Below are 21,948 nucleotides of genomic sequence, written 5' to 3'. Positions count from 1 at the left end.
TCGAAACGGTGATCGGAAACGGTGATCGGAAAACGTCGTTCCCTCCACCCTGCACCACGGCACCCACAGCCGCGACTCGCCGGCCCGGGACCGCAGGGCCCCATGCCCGACAACAGCATGGAGCCCCGCGAAGTATCCGTTTCCGTATCCGTATCCGTACCCGTGTCCGTGTCGAGCGCCTCAGCGCCTCAGCGCCCCTCAAGCCCCTTCACGTTGTCGCCGAACGTCCAGCCCAGCGACCCGTCCCAGTTGATCGACCAGGTCATCAACCCCTTGACCTGACCGCCGACGCTGCTCCAGGCCTGCGACACCAGCGAGGGCGTCATGTACCCGCCGCCCGCGCCCGGCTGCGCGGGCAGTCCCGGCACCTGGTGGTCGTACGGCACCTTGATCGTGGTGCCCTGGATCGTCAGGCCGTTGTTCAGACAGTCCGTCTGGACCTGGAAGCCCTGGACCGTGGCGGCCTCGTAGGAGTCGCCGGAGCAGCCGTACATGCTGCCGTTGTAGTACTGCATGTTCAGCCACCACAGGCGGCCGTTGTCCATGTACTTCTTGATGATCGGCAGGTACGAGCCCCAGATCGAGCCGTAGGTGACGCTGCCGCCGGTCACGTAGGCGGTCTCCGGGGCCATGGTCAGGCCGAAGTTCGAGGGCATCTGGGCCAGGATGCCGTCGATGATCCGCTCCAGGTTGGCCTGCGAGGTGGACAGGGTGTTGATGCTGCCGCTGCCGACCAGACCGGTCTCGATGTCGATGTCGATGCCGTCGAAGTTGTAGGCCTTCAGGATCGGCACGATGGTCGAGACGAACTTGTCGGCCACTGTGCTGGAGCTCAGGTCAATACCGGCGGCCGCGCCGCCGATCGACATCAGGATCGTCGCGCCCGCGGCCTTCTCGGCGCAGTAGTCGGCCGGGGTGTCGACCTTCACGTTGGTGTCCATGCCGTCCTGCCACTCGGCGGTGCCGTCGGACAGGATGACCGGGAACGCGGCGTTGATGACGTTGTAGCCGTGCTGCTGGATCCGCGGGTCGTCGATCGGGATCCAGCCCAGGCCGGGATGCACGCCGTTGAGCGCGCCGTCCCAGTTCTCCCAGTACCCCTGGGTCACCTTGCCGGCCGGCCGCGACTTGACCGGGCAGGTGGCGCCGCCCGGCGACGAGGAGCTGCTGGTCGGCGGGGTGCTGGTCGGGGTCGTGGGAGTGGACGTCGGCGTCGTCGGCGTGGTGCTGGGAGTGGTCGGGGTCGTCGACGGCGTGGAGCTGGTCGGCGGGGGCGGCGGCCCGGCCGGGCCGACCAGAGCGAGGTCGTCGGCGTAGTAGACGGGCTCGGCGTACCAGCCGTGGAGGTAGACCTGGGCAGAGGTCTGACTCGCCCCGGTCGTGAACGTCACCGTCAGCTGCTGCCAGCCGGTGGCGGACGGGGTCCAGGTGGACGTACCGCCGGTCACGCCGAGGTAGACGTAGGAGCCCTCGACGTAGCCGGAGAACGTGTACGCCGTGTTCGGCTGGACCGAGACGGTCTGCGCGCACTGCGCGGTGTCCGAGCTCGTAGGCGTGCCGGAGAGTGCGTGAGCGCCGGAACGCACCGGCGTCGAGACGACGGCGCCCGTTCCGGCATCACACGTCCAGCCGGACAGGTCCCCGGTCTCAAAACCCGGGTTCGTGAGCAGGTTGCTGCTGTCCCCGGACGCCGCGGTGGCCGGCACGGCGGTGGCGGCCGCCGCGAGGCCCGCGGCCGTGGCCGCGAGCGCGATCGCGCCGACGGCGGAGACGAACCGCCGTCTACGGGAACTGAGATTCACAGGTGGCATGAGCGTCCTCCAGGCAGCACGAGATGGCGGTTGGGCGAGCGCCCATCGCTGGTGGAGCTGCGGCTAGCACGCAGATTGGACTAGACCTATTGGTCTGTCAATACGTCGCAGCTGCCTGATTTCGCCCCGAGGATCCCCGTGCCGGAAAACACAGCGGCTCGCAGGCTGATCCCTGGTTCGACCGGTCCGACGCGGTGCACCACGTCCTGGACCGTCTCCCCAGGACACCGGGGACGACCGGTGAGCCTGCGAGCCGGGTGACTGTTGGAGAATAGCCCGCCGCCCCGGACCTGCCGGGTGAGGCCTATCGGCCCCTCTTGCGGGCGGGGCGGCTAACTGACAGCCACCTCACACGTCCTGATACAACTCAACTCAGGATCACCTCCTTTCATGTGTGCGATCACGATAGACAGACCGATCAAGCCGGCGCAATGGTTTATCGGCGACTTCCTTCGCGACCGCCCGCCATAATGCCCGTGACCTGCCGAAACATCGCGCTGGAACGTCACACCGTAGTGGCGATGCCACCGTCGACCGGGATCACCGCGCCGGTCACGTAGGACCCGGCGCGCGAAGCCAGGTACACCGCGACGCCCGCCATGTCGTCCGGCCGCCCGATCCGCTTCAGCGGCGACATCCCGGCGATGGCGTCGCCGAAGGCCTCCAGCGTCGCGGCCATCATCTTCGACTCGAACGGCCCCGGTGCCACCGCGTTCACCGTGATCGCCTTCGGGCCCAGCTCCCGCGCCAGGACCCGGGTCAGGTGGTGCAGGGCAGCCTTCGACGAGGAGTACGAGTACGTCTGCAACCCGGGCACGTGCAGCCCGTCGATGCTGCCGACGTTGATCACCCGCGCCGGGTCGTCCGCGCTGGCCGCCGCCTCCAGCTGCGGCAGGAACGACCGGGTCAGGAAGAACGGGGCCTTCAGATTCAGGTCCAGCACCTTGTCCCAGGCCGCCGCCGGGAACTCCTCCAGCGGCGCGCCCCACGTGGCACCGGCGTTGTTCACCAGGATGTGCACGCCGCCGGGCTCGCGCTCGGCCACCTCGGCGGCCAGCCGCCGGCACTCGTCCTCGGTCGCCAGGTCGGCGGGGATCGCGCTGACGACACCGAACGGCGCGAGCTCCCGCTCGGCCTCGGCGCACGCGTCGGCCTTGCGGGAGCTGATGTAGACCTTCGCCCCGGCCTGAAGCAGCCCGCGGGCCATCATCAGGCCGATGCCGCGGCTGCCGCCGGTGACGACGGCGACCTTGCCGGTCAGATCGAACAGGGACATCGGCGAGGCAGTTGACATGGGATCTCCTGGGATGTGCGCCAGTCAGCGATAGGTGATCAGCCGGCGCTCGCCGCCGGCCAGATGGGCATGGTCGTTGAAGGTCAGCAGGCTCAATCCGGACGCGCCGGACGTCACGGTCGTCACGCCGGCGTTCACCGTGACCCGGTTCAGGGCGACGACGCCGGACGCGGGCGCCCCGAGCAGCGCCCCGGCCACCGCCGCGATCACGCCGCCGGAGCTCACCACGACCGCGTCCCGGCCTCGGCCCCGGCCCCGGCCCAGCGTCGCGGCCAGTTCGCGCAGCGCGGCGACGGCGCCTGCGGCGAACGCCGGCCAGCTGCCGTCCGGGTCGGCGATCCAGGAACTCAGGGCACTGTCGATCAGGTCCTGCACGCTCGCCTGAGTGGGCTTCTCAGGATGCGGATAGCCCGCCAGCTCCTGCATGCTCGGCTCGGCGAGCTTCTCAGGATGCGGATAGCCCGCCAGCTCCTGCCCGCTCGCCTCAGCGGGCTTCTCTGGGTACGGATACTCGGCGAGCAGCGCCAGGTGGTCGTACTCGTTCCAGCGCGCGTCTGTCTCGGGTTCAGAGCGCAGTCCCGCGGCCTGGATCAAGGCCTCGGCGGTATCACGCTGCCGGCGCAGCGTGCCGCAGACCACCAGCGGATCACGCAGCCCGCGGCGGGCCAGCTCCCGGCCGACCGCCCGGGACTGCTCGGCACCGAGTTCGGAAAGCACGTCGTAGTCCGCGGCGTGGGCCGAGGCCTGGCCGTGCCGGACCAGCTGGAGCACCGGCATCAGGCCATCACCTTGCGCGCCTGGTCCTGGAGCCAGCCGACGGCCAGCCCGAAGTGCTGGAACGCGGGGTTGGTCGTCTGCCCGTGGTAGTACCGGTAGTGGATCTGCTGCGCGATCACCGCCAGCCGGAACAGCCCGAACACCTCGTAGAACGGCCAGTTGTCGGCCGAGCGCCCGGTCCGCCGGCAGTAGTAGGCCACGACCTCGGCGCGCGTCGGCATCCCCGGCAGGTGGGTGGGCTGGCGCCGGGTCAGGCCGAACTCGCCGGCGTCGTCGGCCTGGACCCAGTAGGCGAGCGCGCCGCCCAGATCCATCAGCGGATCACCGATCGTGGCCAGCTCCCAGTCCAGGATGCCGCGCACGGCCGTCGGCCGGTCCCAGGCCGCGGGGTCCGGATCCAGCACCACGTTGTCGAACCGGAAGTCGTTGTGGATGACGCAGGAGGCCACGTCCGGCGGCTGCCAGCGGTCCAGCCAGGCCATCACCTCCTCGAAGCCGGGAACATCCGGCGTCAGGGCCTTGCGATAGCGGTCGGACCAGCCGGTCACCTGGCGGCGGACGTAGCCCGGTCCCTTGCCCAGATCGGTCAGTCCGGCGGCGGCCGGGTCCACGGCGTGCAGGTCGACCAGCCGGTCCAGCACCACATGGCTCAGGGCCCTGACCCGGTCCGGCGGCAGGGCGAGTCCGGCGGGCGGTTCCTGGCGCAGGATCAGGCCCGGCACCCGCTCCATGACGTAGAAGTCGCCGCCGATGACGCGCTCGTCGGTGCACAGTCCGACCATCGCCGGGACGTACGGGAACACCGGACGCAGCCGCTCCTGGATGGTGTACTCGCGGCGCATGTCGTGCGCGGACTTGGCTTTGGTGCCGGCCGGCGCGCGCCGCAGGATCAGGTCCCGGTCCGGGTAGCGCAGCAGGTAGGTGAGGTTCGAGGCGCCGCCGCGGAACTGGCGCACTTCGGCGCTCCCGCTCCCGCCTTCGCGCCCGAGCCAGGCGTGGACGCGTTCGACGTCGAACGCGTCCTCGGCACGGACGCCGGACGGTTCGTCGGCCAACGGGGCCTGAGACTGCTGCTGAGCTGTCTCGTGAGCCGTCTGCTGCGCGGTCTCCTCAGTTGTCTCGTGAGCCGTCTCCTGAGTTGTCTCGTCAGCGGCCTCGTCAGCCGTCTCGTTGTCGCTCATCGCGGGCTCACCGTGCCATTCCATAGCGGCCGAGCTCCAGCCGGGCGACGACGCCGCGGTGCACCTCGTCGGGACCGTCGGCCAGCCGCAGCGCGCGGGCGATGGTCCAGGCCCCGGCCAGGAACGTGTCGTCGGTCAGCCCGGCGCCGCCGTGCAACTGGATCGCCATGTCGATGACGTTCTGCGCCATCGAGGGCACCGCCACCTTGATCTGCGAGATCTCCGACAGCGCGCCGAAGACGCCCTGGGCGTCCAGCAGCCAGGCGGTGTAGAGCACCAGCAGCCGCGCCTGGTTGATCGCGATCCGGGCCTCGGCGATCCGCTCGCGGTTGCCGCCGAGGTTCACCAGCGGCTTGCCGAACGCCGAGCGTTCCACGCCGCGCCGGCAGGCCGCCTCCAGCGCGGCCTCGGCCAGGCCGATCAGCCGCATGCAGTGGTGGACGCGGCCGGGTCCGAGCCGCTTCTGCCCGATCTCGAAGCCCGCCCCGGGGCCGCCGACGAAGGCCTCCAGCGGCAGGCGGACATCGGTGAAGGACACCTCGCCGTGCCCGCTGGGCTCGTCGTAGCGGCCCATCACCGGGAGCATCCGCTCGATCCGCACCCCGGGCGCGTCGACCGGCACGGCCACGATCGAGTGCCGCCGGTACTTCTGGCCTGCCGGATCGGTGACGCCCATGAACAGCAGGACCCGGCAGTCCGGGTGCCCGACGCCGGTGCTGAACCACTTGCGGCCGTTCAGCACGATCCCGCCGTCCACGACGGCGGCCGTGGCCCGCATCGTGGTGGCGTCGGAGGAGGCGACTTCGGGCTCTGTCATGCAGAACGCGGAGCGGATCCGGCCGTCCAGCAACGGTTTCAGCCACTGTTCCCTCTGCTCGGGCGAGCCGAACTGGTGCAGCACCTCCATGTTGCCGGTGTCCGGGGCGTTGCAGTTGAACACCTCGGCGGCGATGACCGACCGGCCCATCAGCTCGGCCAGCGGCGCGTAGTCCACGTTCGACAGGCCCGAGACGTCCGGCAGGAACAGGTTCCACAGCCCCGCGGCCCGGGCCTTGTCCTTCAGCTCGGCCAGCACCGGATCGACCTGCCAGCGGGCCTCGGGAGCGGCGGCGAGCCTTCGTCGCAGCAACGGCTCCTCAGCCGGCGCGATCTCGGTATCCATGAAGTCCTTGACACGCTCGGCATACTCCCGGCCGCGTGCTGACGGGGCGAAGTCCATACCCGGGAGCCTAACCCGTTGTTGAGCTATGCTCAATAAAGTGCCCCGACTCGCCGCCGCCGACCGCCGCCGCCAGCTGATCGGCATCGGCCTGGCCAAACTCATCGACCAGCCGATCCACGAGCTGTCCCTGGACGAGATCGCCGCCGAGGCGGGCATCTCCCGCGGCCTGCTGTTCCACTACTTCCCGACCAAGCGCGACTACTACGTCGCGGTCGTCCAGGCCGCCGCCCGCCGCCTCCTGCGCCAGACCGAGCCCGATCCGGACGCCGCCCCGGCCGAGCAGCTGACGCAGACCCTGGACGCCTACGTCAGCTTCGTGGAACGCCGCCGCGAGCCCTACCTGGCCCTGTTCCGGGGAGCGGCCGGCGGCGCGGACTACGTCATCGAGATCTACGAGGGGACCCGCGCGGTCTTCGTGGACCGGGCCCGGCGCGCCCTGGACCGGGCCCCGGACCCGCGGACGGAGCTGGTGCTGCACGGCTGGTTCGGGTTCGTCGAGGACGTCGTGCTGGCGTGGACGGCCGAGCCGACGCTGACCCGGGCGGAGTTGTTGGTGCTGCTGCGGGAATCCTTGGAGCGCATGGTCTAGTCGACAGCTCGATCACCCCCGCCTGGCTACTGCCCCTTGCGCAGCTCGTCGATGAGGTGCAGCAGAAGCGGAAGGTTGGGAACAGTGCTCACCGGCACCGCGAGCAGAGTGATTTTCTTGTCGACCTGAAAGATGTCGAGATGGCCGTTCTTCATGCTCACCTCTCGGATCAGATTCCAGGCGACGACGCCGTTCTTACGGACGATGCCGTCCGCTCTGATGACGACGAAGCCGAACTTGAGGCTCTCGCCGCGGGCCAGGGCGGCGCGGGCCTCGGGCAGCTTCGCGGTGGAGACCCGCCGGGCCACGTCCTGACCGAAGCTGTCGAACCGGGATCCCACCGCGGCGGGATCAGCCTGCTTGCTCCGCTCCGGGGATACGTAGCTCCCCCTCAGGTCCATGGCCGCCCCATCGTCGCGGGTGACCTTGTAGACGAACCGGGTGCAGACGTACTTGACGTTCTTGTTCATGTGCTGGCTGAACCGCGTGACCTGGGTGATCCGGGCCCAGGGGAACACTTCCGGCCGCCCGCCGACCCGCACGCCGACCAGGCCTCCTTCGAACTCGTAGACCAACTGGCCGGTGTCCTTGACCCGCCACGCGAAGCCCCGTCTGGTGCTGGCGAAGAAGCGGCCCGGCTTCCCGAGCCCCGCCTGCTTGGCCGCGAGGCCGGCCTGCTCGGCCTCGGCTAGGTACTGGCCCGGTGAGCTGTTCGACACCTCTGCGCTCCTGAGATCGGCTTCGTGGTCCGCACCGCCCTGCGCGGCCTCGGGCCCACGCTAGCCACCTCCCTGGAGGACCGGTCCTGACGATCGGATACGCGCGGTGGCCCGCCTCCGGAAGAGACGGGCCACTGCGGACTAGCACTGCTTACATCAGACGGACAAGCACTGCTCACATCAGAACGATGACAATCCGTTCGGCGTGCCCAGTCCGGTCGGCCCGTCGTAGCCGGCGACCGCGTTGCACTGGTAGTCGCCGCCGCAGTCCACGCCGGTGATGTCATTGCCGCCGACCACGTCGTTCAGCCCGGCCTGGGCTGCCGGTGCGTAGAACGGCGAGGCGTCCGCGTACTTCGCCGGGTTCCCGGCCAGTGCGATCACGCCGGCGATGAACGGCGAGGAGGCGCTGGTGCCGCCGACGATGTTCCAGCCGGAGGGCAGGCCCTCCAGGTCGGGGGCGTCGGTGACGTAGATGGCCGGTCCGGTGTTGGGGTCGGCGTCGGCGGAGACGTCGGCGACCATGCGGCCGGGGCAGTTGGGATCGGTCTGCCAGGCCGGCTTGTCCACCCACGCCGAACAGCCGGCGCCGGCGCCCGTCCACGCGGTCTCGGTCCAGCCGCGGGTGTTGGAGGCCTTGGCCAGCGAGGTGCCGCCGACCGCGATCACGCTGCTGTAGACGGCCGGGGCGTTGGGGATTCCGTAGCCGGAGTCGCCGCTGGAGGCGACGATCGCGACGCCGGGGTGCGCGTAGTCCGGGGCGTCGGCTTGGATGCCGTTGCCCTCGGTGCCTCCGTAGCTGTTGGACACCTCGGTCGCGCCGAGCGCCACCGCGGCGTTCACCGAGGCGCCCAGGTCGTCGCCGGAGGCCGTGTCAGCCTCGACGAGCAGGATTTTGCACTGCGGGCAGGCCGCGGACACCATGTCCAGGTCCAGCGCCTCCTCCACGCCCCAGCCCTGGTCGGCCGGCAGCGGGGTGGCCGCGCCGCGCTCGTTGACCTTGGTGAAGCAGCCGTTGGCGGTGGTGCAGGCCGGCAGGCCGTAGGTGGTGCGGTAGACGGCCAGGTCGGCCTCGGCCGTGGGGTCGTCGCCGGCGTCCACGATCGCGACCGTCTGGTTCGCCCCGCCGGTGGTCGGCAGCTTGTAGGCGGAGTGCAGGTCCGCCGGGCCCAGGCCCGCCGGCAGCGCGGTCGCCGCGGCGCCGAAGCGTCCGGCCGTCGCCGGTCCCCGCACGCCGGTGCCGCCGTGGACGTCCGTGCGGATCTCGGCGAAGCAGCGGGCGTAGCCGGGCTTGGCCGCGCCGCAGGCGTCCTTGACGTTGCCGGCCCCGTGGCCGTGGCCCTGGGAGCTAGTGCCCTGGGAGGACGCGGCAGCCGGGGCGGCGGCGTTGGCCGTGGCCGTGGCGGCGGCCGTGACGGCGAATCCGGCCACCAGGGTCGTGACGGCGGCGAAAACGGTCACCAGCCGCGTTCTGCGGCGGATGACCGGCGTCCGGCCGCCGGAGTTGTTCGGGTTCATCAGACTCCTCATGACGTCACCCCGACGGTGTAGGGGTTGGTGACGGTCTGGGTGATCGAGCCGCCGAGGCAGTCGGTCGCGGTGACCCGCAGCTCGACCGGGCTGCCGGCCTTCGGGTTGGCCCAGTACGCGGCGTACGTCCCGGCCAAGCCGTAGGTGGGGACGTCCTTCCAGGTGGCGCCGTTGTCGTAGGACACTGACACCTTCGCCGAGTTGATCGCCGCGTGCGAACCGTAGTCGCCGTAGGAGACGTGGCCGACGCTCAGCACCAGGGTCTGCACCGGGGAGTGCGAGGTGTTCCGGTTGTCCAGGCCGTTGAGCTGGTAGTTCAGCGTCAGCGCCGGCAGGATCTGGCAGGGCGCGGCCTGCGGGCTCGCCGAGGCGGCCGCGGGGCACGGGACGGCCGCGGGCAGAGCCAGCCTGGGGTCGCTCTGGCCGGAGTAGGGGATCGTGACGTCGGTGTGCGTCTTCGTGGACTGCGATATGCCGGTGGCGCTGCGGTCGAAGTCGAACACCGTCCGCACCGTCGCCGGGCCCGCCGGGATGTTCTGCAGGGCGTAGCCGAAATGACCGGTGTCGGAGGAGACCAGCGTGCCGTTCCAGTACAGCTGCGAGCTGCCGACCGCACCGAAGTCCAGGCCCGAGGTGTCCCGGTTGCTGTCACCGAGCATGCCGACGGTGACGTTCATGTTCCCGGCACCCACGCAGGCCTGGCAGTTGAACAGGCTCGCCCCGGCCGCGTGCCGGCCGAAGTTCGGGGCGATCGGAGCCTGACCCCAGTTCCGCGTCACGCTCTGGCCGGCGGTGTAGGGCCGCGCGTCATCGCCGAGAACGGCGAACGCCGGCGGCCCGGTCGGGGAGCTGTTGGGCAGCGCCGGGAGCGAGGCCTGGGTCAGCCAGTCCAGGCCGCCGGTAACGTATTCGGTGGCCGAATCGCCGGTGGTCGGCAGCATGCTCAGGCTGTAGCCGTAGGGGTCGACGAAGCCGCTGCCGATGCTCGGCAGGTTCGTACCGAACGCCGGGTCCAGGCTGAAGGTGTGGTGCAACGTCGCCAGCGAGCTGTCGGCCGGGGCGTAGGACTGGTTCGCAGAGATCTGATCCGCGATCAGGCCGAGGTTGTACCGGTAGGAGCTGGCGGCCGTCGCCGGGCTCTGGCCGACCCAGTTCACGGAGAAGTTCAGGGCCCCGGTCGCGGGCTTGGCCTCGGGACTGACGTAGACCGATTGCCCGGCGCCGGTGAACGCCCCCAGACCGCCGCCGACCCCGTTCGGGTCCACGCGGATGACCTGGACGAGCCCGCTGGCCTCGGTCGAGGGCTTCTGCGTCGTGAAGGTGATCGGGCTGGTCGCCGTGCGCTCGTCGACGGTGGCCGGCGGGACCGGGCCGGTCGCGGGCACGGTGATGCCGTCCTCGGAGACGAAGTTCGTCCGGACCGTGCCGGCCTGGGCGTTGAAGACGAAGTCGAGGCTGATCGCGGCGTAGTTCCCGGCCGGTACCGCCACCTTCGCGATGCCCTGGTAGGACGCGATCTGCCCGTTGAACGCCCGTATGTTGTCGGTGTCGAGCAGGATCACCATCGTGTTCGACGGTGCGCCGGTGCCGTCCAGGGTGTTCACCTGCAGGATGTGCAGCGGGTAGTGCGGCTGAGCCGGCGCCGCGGTGCCGAGCGCGGCCATCGAGGTCAGGCCGCCGAACAGGGCTCCGGTCCCGGCCGGCTTGCCGGCGGCGAGATCGGCCTTGATGGAGTCCCGCAGCCCCTGCGCGAAGGCCTTGCCCGAACCCGGGGTCAGATATCCGGTCGCGTTCTGGCCGGTGACCGAGGTGAACGTGACGCCGGCCGGTGCGGTCGGCGTGACACCGGCGGCGAACTGCAACTGCACCGGAATATGCGCCGCCGCGTCAGGAGCGGCGGCCGCGAGCTTGGTGACGTCGAAAAGGGACGGGTCCAGCAGCCGCCCGGCATACGGCGCGGCCTCCGACGGAATGACGTAACGATCGCCGCCGACGGTGAAGTTCGCGAAGGCGTCCGAGCCGCCGGAACCGGAGTCCACGGCGACTCCGGATTCGGCGCCGGTGCCGACGACGACCCGGTCGCCGGTGGGCAGCGTGACGGCGGTGGCGCCGGCGGCCGTCCCCGCGCCGACCGGGGTCACGGTCGGCGCGGCGGCGGTGGTCGCGCCGGAGCCGTCGGGAGCGGCGGCCTGCGCGGCCGCCGGAACTCCCAAGGCGACGGCCGTGAACAGCGCGGCCGCCGCCGAGACGGTTCGGGATCTGCGAGATATCACCTGTGGTTCCTCCAGGATCTTCGCAACATTGGTCAAAGCACTGATGTACCCCGAATAACCCGAACATGTCAGCCATCTGATTTGACGGCTATACGACAGCGGGCGACGGCAACCTCAGACCCCCCTCGCGCCGTCTTTGTCATGAGAAGGACCACGGAGAACGGAGGCCCCGTGCCCTCTACGGCGATCTGGCCGGACCAGCTCAGTCCGGACCACGGCGCCGCCCTGGCGAACCTGCTGGCCGGCCTGACCGACCACGCCAGCGCGCACCGGCTGGGGATGAGCGAGCGCACCGTCCAGCGACGGATCAGGGAGTTGATGGACTGGTCCGGCTCGGGCAACCGCATGCAGCTGGGCCACCGCGCCGCGCTGGCCGGGCTGCCCGGGCCGCGCGGCCACGGGACCGCCGCGAGCCACCCCCACCCGGCGGTGTCGACCACCGTGCGCGTCCCGCTCCCGGACCCGGAGGCGTTGCGCCTGCTGCGGTTGCTGCTCGCCGACGCCGCCGCCGAGCGGACGCTCAACATGAGCACCAGCAGCATCGAGCGCCGGGTCCGGGAGCTGATGACGCTGACCGGGGCGCGGAGCCGGGCGCAGCTGGGCTGGGTCACGACCCGGTGGGGCTGGCTCGAGCCGGCCGGCGCCGTCGTGGCGGTCGGGACGGTCGGAACGGTGGGGACGGTGCCCGGCGCCGAGCTCCAGCCGGTGTGCGTCACCGCGACCGGCGGCGGCCGCTTCGGGACCGTCCGTCAACTCGGGCAGAACTCGGCGTTGACGACCGCCTGACTAATCCGCTTCCGGCACCCGCAGCCGCAACTGCACCATCGCCTCGAACCGGGCCTCGGCGTCGGCCAGGTCGATCCCCGCGACCTCCGAGAGCCGCCGGAGCCGGTAGCGGAACGTGTTCGGATGGACGTGCACGCGCGCCGCGGCCGCCGCGACGTCGCCGAACGTGTCCAGCCACGCCGCCAGCGTCTCGGTGAACTGCGCTCCGTGTTCGCGGTCGTAGGCGCGCAGCCGCACGACCGGGCCGTCGGGGCGGTCGTCCTCGGCGGCCATGCGGTCGGCGAGTTCGTCGAGCAGGCTGGCCACGTAGACGTCGGACAGGCACGCGATCCGTTGCGCCGGCACCGATTCCGCCGACACCGATTCCGCGGGCGGCGCTTCCGCGGTATCGCAGGCTCTTGCGGCGCGCGACCGGAGCACGCGCAGCGCACGGTCGGCGTCGGAACGGCTGCGGCGAAGGTCGGTGGGGCGGTCGGCGAGACGTCCGATGCCGATGAAGGTGGGGACTTTGACCCCGAGCCGGGCCAGGAACGCCGCGGCCACGCGGCGGGCGTCGTCGTCGGCACCGCAGGGCAGGACCGCGTAGGTGACGCTGCCCAGGGACGCCACCGCCGTGTGCGGGTGGACCGCCGACAGGTGCAAAGCCAGGCTGCCGGCGATGCGGTCGCCGGCGGCGGCGCGGCCCGGATCCGTGGTGTCCTGGGCGGTCTCGGCGTCGACCGCCACGGCCAGGACGCACGCGCGCTGCGCCGTCAGGCCGAGGCGGGCCGCGGCGCGCATGGCCTGCGCTCCGCCCTCCAGCACCGTGGCCAGCAGGTCCGCACGCAGGCGGCGGTCGGCGTCCGCGCCGCTGCGCTGGCGCAGCAGGTGCAGGGCGGCGACGCCGGCGGCTTCCCGGAACGCCTGGGCCCGGTCGTCGTTCAGCGGACCGGGCACCACCACCCAGATCGAGCCCAGGATCTCGCCGCCGGCCCGGATCGCGATGGCCACACGTGGTTTCTCGCCGATGCCCGCGATGTAGATCGGGTCGTCGCTGCGGTACAGGGCCCGGAACGCGCCCTGCTTCTCCAGCGCCCGCAGCTTTTCGGCCGGGACCTGGCGGTCCAGGATGGTCGCGATCCGCGAGTCGTCGGCCTCGTCCTGGCGGGCGGAGAAGGCCAGCACGGCGCCGCCCCGGTCTTCGATGGTGACCGGGCCGTCGAGCAGGCCGGCTATGGCGTTGGCCAGGGCGAACAGATCGCCGCCCAGCGGGGTGGCCGGCCCGGGGGCGGGATCGGCGCCGGCGGCGTCCGTGGCGATCAGGGATCTGAGAAGCGCCGCGACCTGGGCCCAAGATGCCCCGGGCGTCAGGCCCAGCACGACCAGGCCGGTGTCGGCGGCTGCTTTCGCCACCGGTCCGTCGGCGGCAACCGGCGAACGGACCATCACCGCGGCGGCCCCGAGCCCGTGCGCGTGCTCGACGAGCGCCGCGACCGGCTCGGGGCCATAGACGCCGACGCCGAGCACGACGGCGCCGGGCAGGCGGGAGGGCTCGTCGAGCGGGTCGTGGATGAGGACGCCGCAGACCCCGACGTCCGGGTCGGCGACGCCGGCGACCACTTCGACCAAGGTGGAGCCGAGATCGGAGACGATGCGGCCGAGGGCGACCCGGGGCGGTTCGGGAATCTGCACGCCGCGCCTCTCCTCTTCCAGTGATCACCCACACTAGGTCACCGCTGGAGCTGCCGTCATCACGGTCGTCACGGTCACAAAGTGATCCACTCCGAGGTCTCGGTCACGGCCGCCAGCAGCTCGGGGATCGGTGTGCGTCCCAAGCCCGGCTCGTGCGGCACGTCCAGGTGCCCGTCCTTCAACACGAACGGCTCGGTGATGTCGGTGCGGTAGTAGCGATCGGAGGCCGAGGTGTCGCCGGGCAGCGTGAATCCGGGCAGCGCGGCCAAGGCCACGTTGGCGGCCCGGCCCAGCCCCGTCTCCAGCATGCCGCCGCACCAGACGGGAACGGCGTGCGCCGCGCAGACGTCGTGGATGCGGCGGGCTTCCAGATAGCCGCCGACCCGGCCGGGCTTGATATTCACGACCGCGCACGCGCCGAGCGCGATGGCGTCGGCGGCGGAGCGGGCCGAGACGATCGACTCGTCCAGGCAGACCGGGGTCTTGATGCGCCGGGCCAGCTCGGCGTGGCCGCGGATGTCCTCTTCCTCCAGCGGCTGCTCGATCAGGAGCAGGTCGAAGGGATCCAGCCGGGCCAGCAGCGGGGCGTCGGCGAGGGTGTAGGCGGTGTTGGCGTCGACTTGCAGCAGGACGTCGTCGCCGAAGCGCTCCCGCACCGCGGCCACCGGCTCCAGATCCCAGCCGGGCTCGATCTTCAGCTTGATGCGCAGGTAGCCCTCGGCGAGGTAACCGCCGACGGCGTCCAGCAGCTGCGGGACGGAGTCCATGATGCCGACCGACACCCCCGCCGCGACCTTGTCGCGAGTGGCGCCGAGCCATTGCGCCATGGACAGCGAACGCTCACGCAGCCAGGCGTCCAGGACCGCGGTCTCCAACGCGGCCTTGGCCATCCGGTGGCCTTTGACGGGCGCGAGAGCCGGGGCGACGGCCCACGGGTCGAGGCCGCCCTTGTCGGCCGCGGCGCGCGCCAGCATGGGGATGAGGTGGTCGCGCAGGACGGCGAGGGCGCCGTCGGTGTACTCGGAGGAGTAGACCGGGGCGGTCATGGTGACGAGCTCGCCCCACCCTTCGCTCTGCTCGGTACGGACCCGGACCAGCCCGAGCTCGCGGGTGTGCTGGGTCCCGAAGGAGGTGCGGAACGGCGCGACCAGCGGGATCGCGACCCGCCGCAGTTCGATTTCGGTCGGCTTCATGCGCGGTCCTTTCGTGCGGGGTCTGGTACCGGATCTGCTGCCGGATCGGCGCTCGTGATCCCCTCTGGTCGCTCGACGACGTAGTGGCCGTCGCGCGTGAAGCCGGTGACGTGGCCGCCGGCCGCCATCAGGCCGCCGAGGACGTCGCGCAACGCGGGCCGCCACCGCGCCGCCAGATCCGGGTCACTGACGCGCAGCGCCTCAGCGTCTTCCGGGATGCCGACGAGCAGGCGGCGCGCGTCGCGGGAACCGAGGCCGAGGATCGGGCTTCCGTCACGACCCACGGCTAACGCGATGACAGCGCCGTCGTGCGTGGCAGCGCTGTCCTGCGTGGCAGCGCCGTCGCGCGCGGCGGCGGTCGCGCTTTTGTGCAGTACGCGCCGCACCCGCTGACTCGCCAACTCCCAGCGCACAAGGATGCGGTCAGTAGGGGTGCCCGCGTTGACCTCGTCGTTCATGGTGCCGTAGTAGTCGGTGTGGTACTCGGCGGCCACCGCCCCGAGCTTGGCCAGGTTGAAGTACGCGTTGCGACTGATCAGCGGATCATAGGTCCAGGTGACCGTACCGATCCCACGCCGCAGGGCCCACGCGCGCTGATCGAGCTTGATAGCGCGCCCCAACCCCGCGCCTCGCAACGGATCCTCGACAGCCGCGATGTGCGAATGCAACCCCCACTGGGACAGCAGCCCGACACAGACCCCGACCATCCGGTCGCCACGAAAGGCCCCCGCCACATAGCCGCCGGTGCCAGAGAGCACCTTGAGAAGGGCCTCCGGCATCATCGCCGCCCCGTTGCCCGGCCGCCAGACCCGGTCCATGAGGGCCGAGGCCCGGCGCATCTCAGGCATCGTGGAAAGCTCGGCGATGGTGAGTTCCGCGGCGCGCGCCGAGGCGGCGGCATCGGCCTCCGCCTCGGCACGGAGGAGCTGGTCACTCGCGCTCATTCCTCGCCCAACAGCTCCGCGATCAGCGCCGCCACCAAAGCCGTGCGCCGTGGGATCTCGCCGACCAGCACGTGCTCGTCGTCCGCGTGCGCACCGCCGCCCGCGGCGCCGAGGCCGTCCAGGGTGGGGGTGCCGACGCCGGCGGTCAGGTTGCCGTCCGAGCCGCCGCCGACCGCGACGGCGCCCAGCTCGCCGTGGCCCAGCTCCGCCCACAGCCGGCGCGCCCGGGCCAGCAGCGGCGCCGAGGCGGATTCCGGTAGCGGTGGGCGGCGCGGGCCGTCGTTCACCCGCACCGAAGCCTTCGGCAGCACCGGTGTCAGGGCACGTAGTTCCGCGTCCACGCGCTTCTGCTCCGCGGCCGTGGCCACCCGCACGTCCACCAGCAGCCGCGCGGCGTCGGGCACCGTGTTGCGCGTGGTGCCGGAGGCGGCGACCGTCGGCGTCACGGTCGTGCCCGCCGACGCGTCCGCGATCGAGGCGATCGCCAGCACCTGGTGCGCCAGCTCGACCGTCGTGTTCACGCCGAGGTGCGGCTGCAATCCGGCGTGCGAGGCCCGGCCGCCGATCTCGACGTCGTAGGTCGCCACGCCCTTGCGCGCCGACTTCAGCGCCCCGCCTTCGGACGCCTCCAGCACCAGCGCCGCCCGCACCCGGCGCGCCTCGGCCTCGATCAGCGCCTGCGAGCCCGCCGAGCCGGTCTCCTCATCGCCGGTGACCAGGATGGTCAGGCCGTCGAGCCGGTCCTGCGCGGCCGCGGCGTGGAAGAGCTGCACCAGGCCGGTCTTCATGTCGAAGCAGCCCGGCCCGGTCATCACCCCGTCCCCGCTCACCGCGAACGGATGGGTGGCCAGCGAGCCGATCGGCCACACGGTGTCGTAGTGCCCGAGTATCAGCACCCTGTCACCGGCGCCGAACCGCCAGCGCAGGTGCACCCGCCCGGCGGCGTCCGCGATCCGCTCGGCCTTGGGCCCGAGCAGCCGCGCGCCGAGCGCGTCCACCAGCTCGGCACAGCGCAGCCCGGCCGCGATGTCAGAGGTCGGCGATTCGCACGTCACGAGTTCCCCGATGTCGGCCAGCAGCTCCGGCAACCGCGCCGACCAGTCGATGATGCGCGCCGGCATGCTCACGCCACCTTCGGCGTGGCCCGCGCACCGAAGTGCAGGTATTCGCCACCGCCGGGGATCTCGTAGAACACGACGGGCATCCACGCGTCGAGATCGGGCCGCCGCGTCAGGAACACCTTGGGCAGGAAGGTGTGCAACGGCAGTTCCAGCGGCTCCGGCTGGACCAGATGCGCCAGCTCGCCGGTCATCGTGTGGATCAGCACCAGCCCGCCGTCGCGCTCGACGACCTCCAGCCGCTCCGAGGCCCGCTCGTAGACGCCCACGTGATCGGCCGGGACGAACTCCAGCGGCGGATCGGCCGGACCGACCTGCTGCCGCATCTTGACGCCGCCGAGCTCATGCGCGATCTCCTCGAACACCGCGTGGTACAGGTGCAGCGTGTCGCCGCCGTTGGTCAGCAGGCAGATCGCCAGCTCCTGCTCGGGCAGCACCCGCAGGAAGGCCGACTGCCCGATGGTGTTGCCGTCGTGCCCGAAGACCGGCGCGCCGTCCCACTCGTCCAGGAACCAGCTCAGGCCGACCTGCGAGGCCAGCAGCCACTTGTCCGGCACCTCGACCTGCGGGGTCCGCATCGCCGACGTGGCCTGCTCGGACAGCAGCCGGGTGCCGTCGGGGGCGAGGCCGCCGTCGAGGTGGAACTTGGCGAACGTCAGGACTTCGCGCGGCGTGGAGTGGATCAGCCCGGCCGGGCCGGCATTGCGCATCAGGCCCCATTCCGGCGCCGGCGCGAGCGGGTTGCCCAGGTGTCCCAGGGCCGCGCGATGCAGTAGCGCCTCTTCCGGCAGCGTGCCGGTGTGCGTCAGCCCCAGCGGACGGATCAGCCGCTGCCGCATCAGCTCGTCCCACTGGATCCCGCTGACGTGCTCGATGACCCGGCCCAGCAGCATGAACGCAGAGTTCGAATACGACATCGTGACGCCGAGCGGGTGGTTCAGCCCGACGTCGGCGAGCACCGCCGCGTACTTCTCCAGGTTGTCGTCGCCGCGGCCGGTGTCGATGAAGGCGTCGCCGTCGATGCCGCTGGAGTGCGTCATCAGATGCCTGACGGTCACGTTCCGCGTCAGGTCCTCATCGATCAGCTTCAGTCCCGGCAGCAACTCGGCCACCGGCTGGTCCAGACTCAGCAGTCCGCCCTCGGCCAGCATCTGCGCCAGCGTCGCGGTCCACACCTTCGTGATCGAGCCGACCTGGAACACGGTCTGCGGTGTGGCCTCGATCTTCGCACCCTTATGCGCCCAACCGGACGCCACCTCGACGACCAGCTCGCCGTGGTGCAGCACGCCCAGCGACGCGCCGACTCCGTGCTCGGCGACCAGTTCGTCCAGCCGGGCCTGCCAGCGGGCGGTCAGTGCCTGGTCCAGTTCGCCACCCGGGTCCTGGTCGCCGCCCGCGTCCCGAATGCTCTGCTCGGCGGCGGGTGTCTCAGTGGTCTCAGTCATCGGTGGGCTCCGATCGGGAGTGGCCGGTGTGGGCTGTCACCCAGTCCACGAGCCGGCGGGAGTAATCGACGCGGTGCGAAGGCCGGCCGTTGAGGATGAACAAGTGGGAAGCTTCCGGGTACAGGACCATCCGCACCACGACGCCGCGGGACTTCAGCGCTTGGAACCACTGCTCGGCCTGGCCGGGCGGGCAGCGCTCGTCAGCGGCGCCGTGCAGGATCAGCGTAGGCGCGCGAACGGCGTCGACATAGGCCAGCGGCGACGACCCGGCGATCCGGTCGCCCCCGCCCACCTCGAACTCGGCGATCGCCCGGCCCTCATCCGAGGTGCCGGCCATACTCCGCAGATCGGTGACCACTCCCCCGGCCACCACCGCCGCGAACAGTTCGCTGCGGGCCGACAGCCAGCAGCTCATGAAGCCGCCGTAGCTGTAGCCGGTCAGAGCGACCCGCTCCGGGTCCACCAGGCCCTCGTCGACCAGGGTCGCGACGGGTTCCAGCACATCGCGCTCGTCGGCCTTGCCCCACGCCCCGAGCGCCGCCAGGTAGTGGGATTCGCCGTAGCCGTCGCTGCCCCTGATGTTGAGGAGCAGGATGGTCCAGCCCCGCGCGACCAGTTCGTGGTGGTAGAGGTGGATCGCGTCGGCCTGCGGGCTCCAGGCGTTGTGCGGGCCGCCGTGCACGTCGACGAGCAGCGGTCCGCCGCTCGGGGCGGCCGGGTCGCGGAGGACGAAGCCCGGCACGGTGGTGCCGTCCGAGATCGTGAAGTTCCGGTCCTGATAAACCAAAGGTTTGATGCCGACGGTCGCAGTGTGTTCGGTGAGGCGGGTGAACTCGCCCGAGCCCAGGTCCATGACGCCGACCTCGGCGAACGTGGTCTCGTCGGAATATACGAACGCGACGACGCCGGCAGCCGAGGCCACCTTCGCGCCGCTGACACCCAGGCGCGGCGGGAGGTCGAGGTAGTGGGCCGTGTCCGAGCCGGCCGGGAGGCAGCAGAGTCGCGACGTGCCGTGGTCGCGGACCGCGTAAACGATGTCGTCGCCGTGGAACTGCGCGAGCGCGCCGGGATAGCCGGGGGCGCCGGTCATCACGTTGCGGTCCTGGTCGGTGGCCAGCAGCTTCGGCGGCGCGGCCGGTTCGGCGACGGACTGACGCAGGAGATTGAGATGTCCGACGCTCAGCGAGGTGCGGCCGGTGACCAGCAGCGCCGAGGCGTCGGGATACCAACAGAGCGCTCCGGCGAGCAGCGTGCCGGTGCCGATTCGTTGCGGGGTAACAGGAATTCGGCCTGTCTCTACCTCTAGCCGAAGATCCAGGACATACGGAGCCGAGACGCCCAGATACTCCAGCCCGGGGCCGCTGCGTCCGACGAACGCCAGCCGGGTCCCGTCCGGCGACCAGACCGGCGCAGTGCAGTCGTCGGCCCCATCGGTCAGTTGTTCGACGCGGCCGTCGACGACGTCGACCACGAAGATCTGGTTCCGCGCCGCGCCGATAAGGCCGACGCCATCAGCCTTCCAGTACCCCTCGTCAACGACCACCGGAGCGGCCGGGTCGCGCACGCTGTCGGCCGCGCTGAACGCGATGCGGGTACCGTCCGGGCACCAGGCCGCGACGCCAGCGCCGCCAGGCCGGGTCTGCCCGGTGGTCAGCGGACGGGCTTCGCCCCCGTCGGCGGCGATCAGGTGCAGCTGCCCGGCCCGCAGGAAAGCCAGTGTGCTGCCGTCCGGCGACCAGCGCGGCGCCGTGTCGGCCGGGCCATTGGTAAGTCGGCGGGGCCGGCCGCCGGCGGTCGCGACCACGTAGATCGCGTGGGCGGCACTGTCGAGGACACTGTCTTGGCTGGTCAGGACGTAGGCGACGCGCGAACCGTCCGGAGACAGGTCGGGGTCGCCGGGGAGTTGGAGGCGGTAGATGTCGTCGAGGGTCAGCGGGGTCATCGCGCCTCAGCCCTGCCCTTCTGTCGCGCCTGTGAGTTCCTGCGACTCTAGGCAGCTGATGACACCGCGCGGTTGTCGCGTTGGACGAAAAACGGTGCCGCGGGTGGTGCGGCTGCACAATGACGACGAGGGCCACGCAGGGCAGGACAGGGTAGGGCAGGGGCAGCCCGGCAGACAGGGCAACGCAAACGACAGGCCCCGAAAACGCCGAACGGCCGATCCGAAGACCGGCCGTCCACACTTCCCGAAACGCCTAGCGATCCACCCATCCGTGAGACTGCGCGAGGGCGACCACGCGCTTCCTGACGTTGAGGATCTGCGAACCCGGCAGCGGCGGGTCGACGTGCAGCAGCATCTCGGTGAGCTCGTGCTCCAGATCCGGCACCGTCAACACGTCACACAGGTCGTCACCGAAGTCCGCCGACGCCGAACCAGCCGCGGAATGCCCGTGCGCCGGCTCCGTCAGCACCACCGTGACATTGGACGCCTTCGGCCCCCGGTCACCCTGGTCGACACTGAACTGCACGACCCGCCCCGGCACCATCAAGCTCTTGTCGTCCAACAAGTCGTTGACGTGCACGAAGACATCCTCGCCACCGGAATCCGGGGCCACGAACCCGTATCCCTTGACGCGGTCGAAAGAGACGATCGAACCTCTCACCACAATCACCCCACATCCAGACAGCCACAACAGCCACAGTTTTCCGGCGGTTTTCCAGAGCCCACGTTACCGGAGCCGCGCAGGATCTCAAGTCGCCCGTAAGGGGTGGATCTTTAGTTTGGGGGGGGTGGAGTTTGTGGGTCGAGTTGCGGTTGGTGTGTGGGTTTTAGAAGCTTTTTACGGCCTTCGGTCATAGTTGTGCCGGTTCGGGGTTCGGGGCGGCGGGCGGGTTTGTCGGCTGCCGGTTCTCGTGTTCACGATCCCGCCTCGCCTCAGGCCTCTTCAACTCCGGCAAGTCGGAACAAGAGCAGATCAACAGCCAGATCAAGATCAAGAGCCCAAGCAAGATCAAGGTCAAGAGCTATGGTGAAGAGCCCGGCGCCTCCGGCGGGGGCTCTTGGCTCCCTCGGGGAACTGGCGCAATTCCATAGGGTGGCCGGGTCAGGGCCCTGCGCTGGCGGTTTGTGAGGTGGTTGCGGTCCGTTCCCCACGGTCGCGTCGTCAGCCCCAAGGGGTACAGCACCGGTGTCCGGGAGTAAAGTCCGCGCCGTTGCGGTCAGGCCTGCAAGCTGCGGTTTATATAGCGCGAACTTGACTCCCGGCCACCGGCACTGTAGGCGAAGCCCTGCCGACGCGACCGAGGGGAACGAACCGAAAACCGACCGGAGAAGTACAAAACTGGTGGTGCGGGGACCGGCAGCTTGGCGAGCTCGGCCGCCGGTCCCGGTGCTGGCGACGCGATAGTCCCGAGGCTGCGCACTCTGAGCTGGCGGGTGCGGCCCAGCCCAGCCC

General features: G+C 70.8%; 17 protein-coding genes. 2 read left to right on the top strand and 15 right to left on the bottom strand.

What is annotated here, in order from left to right:
• Window positions 1–188: 188 nt before the first annotated feature.
• From IZR01_RS08770 to IZR01_RS08750, 5 genes are all read right to left on the bottom strand, one after another.
• Entirely contained in the window at window positions 189–1,811 is a 1,623-nt protein-coding gene (locus IZR01_RS08770) for a carbohydrate binding domain-containing protein (RefSeq protein ID WP_194891877.1), read from the bottom strand.
• A 505-nt stretch (window positions 1,812–2,316) separates the two neighbouring features.
• Window positions 2,317–3,087 carry an SDR family oxidoreductase gene (locus IZR01_RS08765; RefSeq protein WP_194891891.1) on the bottom strand — a complete coding sequence of 257 codons (771 nt, stop codon included), beginning with the start codon at window positions 3,085–3,087 and terminating at the stop codon, window positions 2,317–2,319.
• A gap of 42 nt (window positions 3,088–3,129) precedes the next feature.
• Window positions 3,130–3,882, bottom strand: a complete 753-nt coding sequence (locus IZR01_RS08760; RefSeq protein WP_194923539.1) for a histidine phosphatase family protein — start codon at window positions 3,880–3,882, stop codon at window positions 3,130–3,132.
• Complete coding sequence (locus IZR01_RS08755) at window positions 3,882–5,063, bottom strand: phosphotransferase family protein (RefSeq protein ID WP_194923538.1); 1,182 nt, start codon at window positions 5,061–5,063, stop codon at window positions 3,882–3,884. The genes IZR01_RS08760 and IZR01_RS08755 overlap by 1 nt, the downstream gene beginning before the upstream one ends.
• A 7-nt stretch (window positions 5,064–5,070) precedes the next feature.
• Window positions 5,071–6,282, bottom strand: coding sequence for an acyl-CoA dehydrogenase family protein (locus tag IZR01_RS08750; RefSeq protein WP_194923537.1), 1,212 nt, complete (start codon window positions 6,280–6,282; stop codon window positions 5,071–5,073).
• 40 nt (window positions 6,283–6,322) lie between these two features.
• Between IZR01_RS08750 and IZR01_RS08745 the strand changes: the two genes are divergently transcribed.
• The gene (locus tag IZR01_RS08745; RefSeq protein ID WP_323746955.1) at window positions 6,323–6,874 is read left to right on the top strand and encodes a TetR/AcrR family transcriptional regulator; all 552 of its coding nucleotides are present in this window, start codon (window positions 6,323–6,325) and stop codon (window positions 6,872–6,874) included.
• 26 nt (window positions 6,875–6,900) lie between these two features.
• On the opposite strand, the gene IZR01_RS08740 is transcribed toward IZR01_RS08745, so the two are convergent.
• The 3 genes from IZR01_RS08740 to IZR01_RS08730 form a co-directional block, all read right to left on the bottom strand.
• The gene (locus IZR01_RS08740) at window positions 6,901–7,593 is read right to left on the bottom strand and encodes a DUF6585 family protein (RefSeq protein ID WP_194923535.1); all 693 of its coding nucleotides are present in this window, start codon (window positions 7,591–7,593) and stop codon (window positions 6,901–6,903) included.
• 180 nt (window positions 7,594–7,773) lie between these two features.
• Window positions 7,774–9,123, bottom strand: coding sequence for a S53 family peptidase (locus IZR01_RS08735; protein WP_228559072.1), 1,350 nt, complete (start codon window positions 9,121–9,123; stop codon window positions 7,774–7,776).
• On the bottom strand, window positions 9,120–11,396 hold the full coding sequence (locus IZR01_RS08730) for a hypothetical protein (RefSeq protein WP_194923534.1): 2,277 nt from the start codon (window positions 11,394–11,396) through the stop codon (window positions 9,120–9,122). Before IZR01_RS08730 ends, IZR01_RS08735 begins: the two co-directional genes overlap by 4 nt.
• Before the next feature lie 171 nt (window positions 11,397–11,567).
• On the opposite strand from IZR01_RS08730, the gene IZR01_RS08725 reads away from it, so the two are divergent.
• On the top strand, window positions 11,568–12,182 hold the full coding sequence (locus tag IZR01_RS08725) for a hypothetical protein (protein ID WP_194923533.1): 615 nt from the start codon (window positions 11,568–11,570) through the stop codon (window positions 12,180–12,182).
• On the opposite strand, the gene IZR01_RS53055 is transcribed toward IZR01_RS08725, so the two are convergent.
• The 7 genes from IZR01_RS53055 to IZR01_RS08695 all read right to left on the bottom strand — a co-directional run bounded on the left by IZR01_RS53055 (window position 12,183) and on the right by IZR01_RS08695 (window position 21,156).
• Window positions 12,183–13,853 (bottom strand): PucR family transcriptional regulator, encoded by a 1,671-nt coding sequence (locus tag IZR01_RS53055; RefSeq protein ID WP_323746954.1) that lies wholly within the window; start codon window positions 13,851–13,853, stop codon window positions 12,183–12,185. It lies immediately after the preceding gene.
• Window positions 13,854–13,927: 74 nt separating this feature from the next.
• Window positions 13,928–15,046 (bottom strand): o-succinylbenzoate synthase, encoded by a 1,119-nt coding sequence (menC, locus tag IZR01_RS08715; RefSeq protein ID WP_194923532.1) that lies wholly within the window; start codon window positions 15,044–15,046, stop codon window positions 13,928–13,930.
• A complete protein-coding gene (locus IZR01_RS08710; RefSeq protein ID WP_194923531.1) occupies window positions 15,043–15,990 on the bottom strand; it encodes a GNAT family N-acetyltransferase in 948 nt (315 codons plus the stop codon). The genes menC and IZR01_RS08710 overlap by 4 nt, the downstream gene beginning before the upstream one ends.
• A complete protein-coding gene (locus IZR01_RS08705; protein WP_194891887.1) occupies window positions 15,987–17,111 on the bottom strand; it encodes a M20/M25/M40 family metallo-hydrolase in 1,125 nt (374 codons plus the stop codon). The genes IZR01_RS08710 and IZR01_RS08705 overlap by 4 nt, the downstream gene beginning before the upstream one ends.
• Before the next feature lie 2 nt (window positions 17,112–17,113).
• On the bottom strand, window positions 17,114–18,553 hold the full coding sequence (locus IZR01_RS50185; RefSeq protein ID WP_228559071.1) for a serine hydrolase domain-containing protein: 1,440 nt from the start codon (window positions 18,551–18,553) through the stop codon (window positions 17,114–17,116).
• Window positions 18,546–20,495, bottom strand: a complete 1,950-nt coding sequence (locus IZR01_RS50180; protein ID WP_228559070.1) for a S9 family peptidase — start codon at window positions 20,493–20,495, stop codon at window positions 18,546–18,548. The genes IZR01_RS50185 and IZR01_RS50180 overlap by 8 nt, the downstream gene beginning before the upstream one ends.
• Window positions 20,496–20,748: 253 nt before the next feature.
• Window positions 20,749–21,156 (bottom strand): cold shock domain-containing protein, encoded by a 408-nt coding sequence (locus tag IZR01_RS08695; RefSeq protein WP_323746113.1) that lies wholly within the window; start codon window positions 21,154–21,156, stop codon window positions 20,749–20,751.
• Window positions 21,157–21,948: the final 792 nt, after the last annotated feature.

This window comes from Catenulispora pinisilvae (assembly GCF_015356865.1).
Taxonomy (GTDB): Bacteria; Actinomycetota; Actinomycetes; order Streptomycetales; family Catenulisporaceae; genus Catenulispora; species Catenulispora pinisilvae.
Note: the sequence above shows the minus strand (reverse complement) of the source record. Positions and strands in the feature narration are given on the sequence as shown.

Coding starts and splice junctions, on each gene's coding strand:
- IZR01_RS08770 (WP_194891877.1), bottom strand. CDS start 1,811: ATGCCACCTGTGAATCTCAGTTCCCGTAGACGGCGGTTCGTCTCCGCC.
- IZR01_RS08765 (WP_194891891.1), bottom strand. CDS start 3,087: ATGTCCCTGTTCGATCTGACCGGCAAGGTCGCCGTCGTCACCGGCGGC.
- IZR01_RS08760 (WP_194923539.1), bottom strand. CDS start 3,882: ATGCCGGTGCTCCAGCTGGTCCGGCACGGCCAGGCCTCGGCCCACGCC.
- IZR01_RS08755 (WP_194923538.1), bottom strand. CDS start 5,063: ATGAGCGACAACGAGACGGCTGACGAGGCCGCTGACGAGACAACTCAG.
- IZR01_RS08750 (WP_194923537.1), bottom strand. CDS start 6,282: ATGGACTTCGCCCCGTCAGCACGCGGCCGGGAGTATGCCGAGCGTGTC.
- IZR01_RS08735 (WP_228559072.1), bottom strand. CDS start 9,123: ATGAGGAGTCTGATGAACCCGAACAACTCCGGCGGCCGGACGCCGGTC.
- menC (WP_194923532.1), bottom strand. CDS start 15,046: ATGAAGCCGACCGAAATCGAACTGCGGCGGGTCGCGATCCCGCTGGTC.
- IZR01_RS08710 (WP_194923531.1), bottom strand. CDS start 15,990: ATGAGCGCGAGTGACCAGCTCCTCCGTGCCGAGGCGGAGGCCGATGCC.
- IZR01_RS08705 (WP_194891887.1), bottom strand. CDS start 17,111: ATGCCGGCGCGCATCATCGACTGGTCGGCGCGGTTGCCGGAGCTGCTG.
- IZR01_RS50185 (WP_228559071.1), bottom strand. CDS start 18,553: ATGACTGAGACCACTGAGACACCCGCCGCCGAGCAGAGCATTCGGGAC.
- IZR01_RS50180 (WP_228559070.1), bottom strand. CDS start 20,495: ATGACCCCGCTGACCCTCGACGACATCTACCGCCTCCAACTCCCCGGC.